Source organism: Candidatus Burkholderia verschuerenii, assembly GCF_001189365.1.
GTDB lineage: Bacteria > Pseudomonadota > Gammaproteobacteria > Burkholderiales > Burkholderiaceae > Caballeronia > Caballeronia verschuerenii.
Map to the genome: position 1 here is coordinate 1 of NZ_LFJJ01000289.1, position 4,377 is coordinate 4,377.

1 protein-coding gene and 3 pseudogenes are annotated in these 4,377 nt (G+C 54.4%); 2 read left to right on the forward strand and 2 right to left on the reverse strand.

Translation table 11 applies throughout. The annotated features are described in order from the left end of the window. A pseudogene (locus BVER_RS33055) lies at positions 1–125 on the forward strand (IS5/IS1182 family transposase); the annotation flags it as partial. Here BVER_RS33055 and BVER_RS30890 read toward each other — a convergent pair. Both BVER_RS30890 and BVER_RS27905 read right to left on the reverse strand, forming a co-directional pair. Continuing rightward, a pseudogene (locus BVER_RS30890) lies at positions 124–741 on the reverse strand (alkaline phosphatase family protein); the annotation flags it as partial. The pseudogenes BVER_RS33055 and BVER_RS30890 sit on opposite strands and share 2 nt — an antisense overlap. Positions 742–1,314: 573 nt before the next feature. Further along, positions 1,315–3,429, reverse strand: a complete 2,115-nt coding sequence (locus BVER_RS27905; RefSeq protein WP_050456010.1) for a 3-hydroxyacyl-CoA dehydrogenase NAD-binding domain-containing protein — start codon at positions 3,427–3,429, stop codon at positions 1,315–1,317. Between the two features lie 305 nt (positions 3,430–3,734). Here BVER_RS27905 and BVER_RS36605 point away from each other — a divergent pair. Beyond that, positions 3,735–3,903 (forward strand): annotated as a pseudogene (locus BVER_RS36605) (IS701 family transposase); the annotation flags it as partial. Positions 3,904–4,377 lie beyond the last annotated feature (474 nt).

Here is a 4,377-nt window from a genome sequence, read left to right on the forward strand (position 1 = left end):
TCTTTAAGCGTATCAAGCATTTTCGTCGCGTCGCCACTCGATATGACAAACTCGCCCACAGCTACCTCACCTTTGTCTCCATCGTGTCTGCCTTCGGGCCGCTCTTAAATGTGAACAGGACCTAGTGTTGCCGGACACGACTTCGAGTGCGCCTGGAGTAGATGGTCCGAAGGTATCTGTGAGTGCGTTATCGCTCATCGCAAACTTTTGCGCATAGTTCCACAACGCCGTAACCGTGTTGCCGTCGTAGTAACCCATCACTTGACCAGCGGTGCCGAACGCGCCGGCACCGCCACTCGAGCCTTTACCCGTGTATCTCGGGAAAAGGTCTGCCGCGCCATTGTTGTAAGCCTGCTGCTCAGCGGTATAAGCATGATTCTGGTCTGCAGTCGCGGCTTGCGTGCGATCGAGACGAAACGGATTTGTTGCCGCGTTGCCATTCAGAGTGTTGGTGAAGTTCGGATTAGATGTCAACAACGAAGCCGAGAGACCATTGACCGTTGGCGTACCCGCAGATGCCGCAAATATGGGTTCGCCCGATGGGTTTGTTGCATTTGGATACGTTGCGAAATAGTGGTCAAAAGAGACGTTTTCGTTATAGATCACGACGAGGTGCTTGATCGGCGTCGCGGTGGCTAGCTTGTCCTGCGCGCTTCGATTGTCGTCGTGTGAACTGCCGCAGGCATACAAGCCAAATGCAAACGCAACGGACACGGCAATCATAATGGCTCGGCGGTGCATAGATGAGACTCCGGGTGTCGCATTTCGAATGTAGATTCGATCGACAACGGCCATTGCGGCTTGGACAATCGACGTGTGGGCACTTTTCGCCTCGCGCCGGATTTAAACATCGTCACAAGGCACGCTTAAGGCATCTAGCTTTCTATACGCTTAACTTATCGTTAAATAGTATTGCATATCGTTGTCTTGCATGGCTTTAGACACGTCTTGCTTGGCAAGCCGCGATGCAGCCACTCGGTTGACGGATGAGCGTCGATGACTGTCCTCGGATGGTGCGCTCCGAGCAATAGCGATTGCCTCCAGTTATGCTGGGCGTTCGATTCCGTCACGCATCTGTAAAAGCGGCAGATTAGAGTGTTTTCTGGTACCTCTCAGTTATCCGTTAAGGTTTCCAGCGATGACGACATTTCTCCGGTTCTTGTCCTTCGTTTTCAGCCGTCATATCATCGCCTCGCAACTCGGTTCGACAAGCGCCTGGAACTAACTTTGTGTCATTGGCCGCGCGGTTCGCAACTGCAAGAACCAAGTCCACCACGATGGCTCTTACTTATCGTTCAGGCAGGCGCTGCGTACTTAAGAAAAATTAGGCGCTTGGGCCTCTCGAAGCGATCCACCAGCTTCAGCGATCTGCGCTAACAACTGGCTTGGCTTCCAGCGCTTTCCATACTGCTCGTGCCACACACTGACCTGCTCGAAGATCTTTTTTGCCCCAATCGAGTCTGCCCAGTACATCAATCCGCCTCGATGACGCGGAAAGCCAAACCCATACAACCACATTACGTCGATATCACTTGCGCGGTAAGCTTTACCATCTTCCAGGATCTTGCAGGCCTCGTTCACCGACGCGAAGAGCAAGCGGTTCAAAATCTCGTCGTCAGAAAACTCACGTTGCGGGATGCCAAGCTCACAGCCAACGTCACGAATGATCTTCGAAACCTCCTCGTCAGGATGCGGCGTGCGATCCCCCTCGTTGTAACGATACCAACCTGCACCGTTTTTTTGCCCTTTCCTGCCCATCTCAACCATGCGGTCGGGAACGTGGAGCTTTCTATAAGTCGGATCCGCTGCGGCCCGACGCTTGCACGTATCGTAACTAACGTCGAGGCCTGACAAATCGCTAACCGCAAAAGGTCCCATTGGATAGCCAAATCCAACCATGACCTTATCCACCTGCTGCGGCAGCACGCCTTCTTCCAGCATCAACATCATCTCCGTCACCAGCGGTGCACGGCTACGATTTGCCGCAAAACCATCGCAAGAACCTGCAACGACGCTTACTTTGCCCAGGTCGCGGCCTAATTTCGTTGCTCTGAGGATCGTTTCAATTGACGACTTTTCCCCCCTAACAACTTCGCAGAGTTTCATGACATTCGCGGGCGCAAAGAAGTGTGCCCCCGCGACTTGATGCGGACGTCGTGTGACGGCCGCCATCGTGTTGATGTCAATTGCCGAGGAATTAGTGAGCAGGAGGGACCCTTCTTTCATGACTGTGTCCAGCTTCGTGAACACGTCTTCTTTAAGATCGATACGCTCAAACACCGCTTCCACGACGACATCGGCGTCACCGATGTCCTCATATCGCAAGACAGGTTGTATGTATGTCAGTCGCTCGTTCATTTCTTCCTGTGTGAGGCTTCCACGCCGTACTCTCACGGCGTACGTGTCCTGAATCCGCTTCATGCCTCGATCAAGCGCTTCTTGCGTCACTTCGAGCACTTTCACCGGTACGCGAACGTCCGCAAAACAGATTGCAATTCCAGCTCCCATTGTTCCTGCGCCCACAATCGCAGCTGATTGCACGCCGTCAGGTTTGTAGGACGCGGGCGTTCCCGGAATCTTTTTCGCCTCACGCTCGGCAAAGAAGGCATATCGCAATGCCTTCGCTTCACCCGAGCCCTCGAGTTCCGAAAACAGTCGCTGCTCAAGCGCCAGACCGTCCTCGAAGCTACCTGTTAGTGCCGCTTCTACGCAAGCGATGGCGCAGTGTGGCGCCCTCACGTTACGAGCCTTGCTAACAGCGGCCTTCTTTGCCGCTTCCCAGACTTCAGGATGCTGTACCGCATCGGCAATTTGATTGGTCATGTCCCGTACGCGTGGCAATGGGCGCGCGTGCGCGACGTCTTTCGCGTAAGAGACTGCGCTAGCCAAAAGGTTCTCCTGACTCACGATCTGCGTAACGATTCCGGAGTTCAATGCTTCGACCGCGGAAACGTGACGACCGCTGCTGATCATCTCGACAGCGACCTTCGGACCCACTAACCTTGCCAGCCGCTGAGTCCCTCCTCCAGCTGGAATTACCCCGATGCTTACCTCTGGCAGCCCTAGCTTAGCGTCTGGCGTGGCGATTCGATAATGACATGCAAGGGCATGCTCAAGTCCTGCACCAAGAACGTAGCCTTGCATTGCGGCTATCACTGGCTTCTCACATGCATCCAAAGCTGCAGTACTTACGCTTGTGCTGATTTGGCGGGCCTTACCAAACTGTCGGATATCGGCACCGGCGATAAAATTCTTACCGGCCCCAATGAGCACAATCGCCTCCACTGCAGCGTCTGCGCCAGCGCGCTCCAGGCCGTCGATGATGCCCTCCCGCATACCCGGCGCTAACGCATTAACCGGCGGATTGTCGACGGAAATCACTGCCACGCCGCCTTCGACGTGGTAACTGACATTTCGTGTATCGCTCATCAGGTGTCTCTCTTAATGTCAAAAGCGCTGGCGGTAAGTCAGCTGATCCCGTGAAATCCCTCGCCGAGCGAACGACAGCTGAACATCAGATGCCTAATCAGGAAACGACGTTGCTTTTTTCGATCTATCGTTTGTCGGAAGGACGAAACCTTCAATGCATCGTATCATTCGTTCCGTTGATCAGCATTAATTTCACTAAATGAAACTTTCGTCACGCGATGACCCTTATTTGCGGGCAGGGTTCGACGGCTGACAACACGGCAGTAGCTCCGGCAAGTTGCTGAGATGCGAGGGGCGCTGGCGCCATGAAAGAAGTTGCGAAAGCCTTGGAACTTGAACTGGATGAATTGCGTGAGAGACTGGCTGGCCTGCTTAGGCGCCCTGAACCGAGACAGCGTTCGCTAGCCTTTCTAAAAGGTTTGCTCGGTACGGTTGAACGTAAGCACAGTTTGGCAGCCTGCCGAACGGATCGGCTACCAGAACTCTCGTCTCTATTGTCCCTGGCTTACAGACACTCTCTGGCATGACCCGGAAGCTGTACCGTGCTGCCAGGAACTCGTCAGGCTTCCTGGGCAGATCGCACAGGAATATATGGGCCAGACAGCGGAGGCTCCTCGTTCGGTGTACACACAAAAAAAACGCGCAGTTCATCACAGGTACGGAGTGGCGAGCGGATGTTCTCAAGCACTGATACTCCAATGAGCAAGAGGTCGATTGTTATTCCATCACGGCTGCGGTTCTGCGCGATCCGGATGTGGCATAAAAGGCCATGTTTGACGGTCTGCTGCCCGTTGGGAAGACCCTTCCACACAGGGCCCCAGAGAAGTTGTGTGCGTCAAGTTGTGCAGAAATCGGATGCCGGTGGTTTCAGTTGATCCTTCTGTGCGACGTGCGGCGCGAAGGGCGTAGCCCGCAGCGCCGAACGCCGCGCGGCCGCTATGCAGCAGC

Coding starts and splice junctions, on each gene's coding strand:
- BVER_RS27905 (WP_050456010.1), bottom strand. CDS start 3,429: ATGAGCGATACACGAAATGTCAGTTACCACGTCGAAGGCGGCGTGGCA.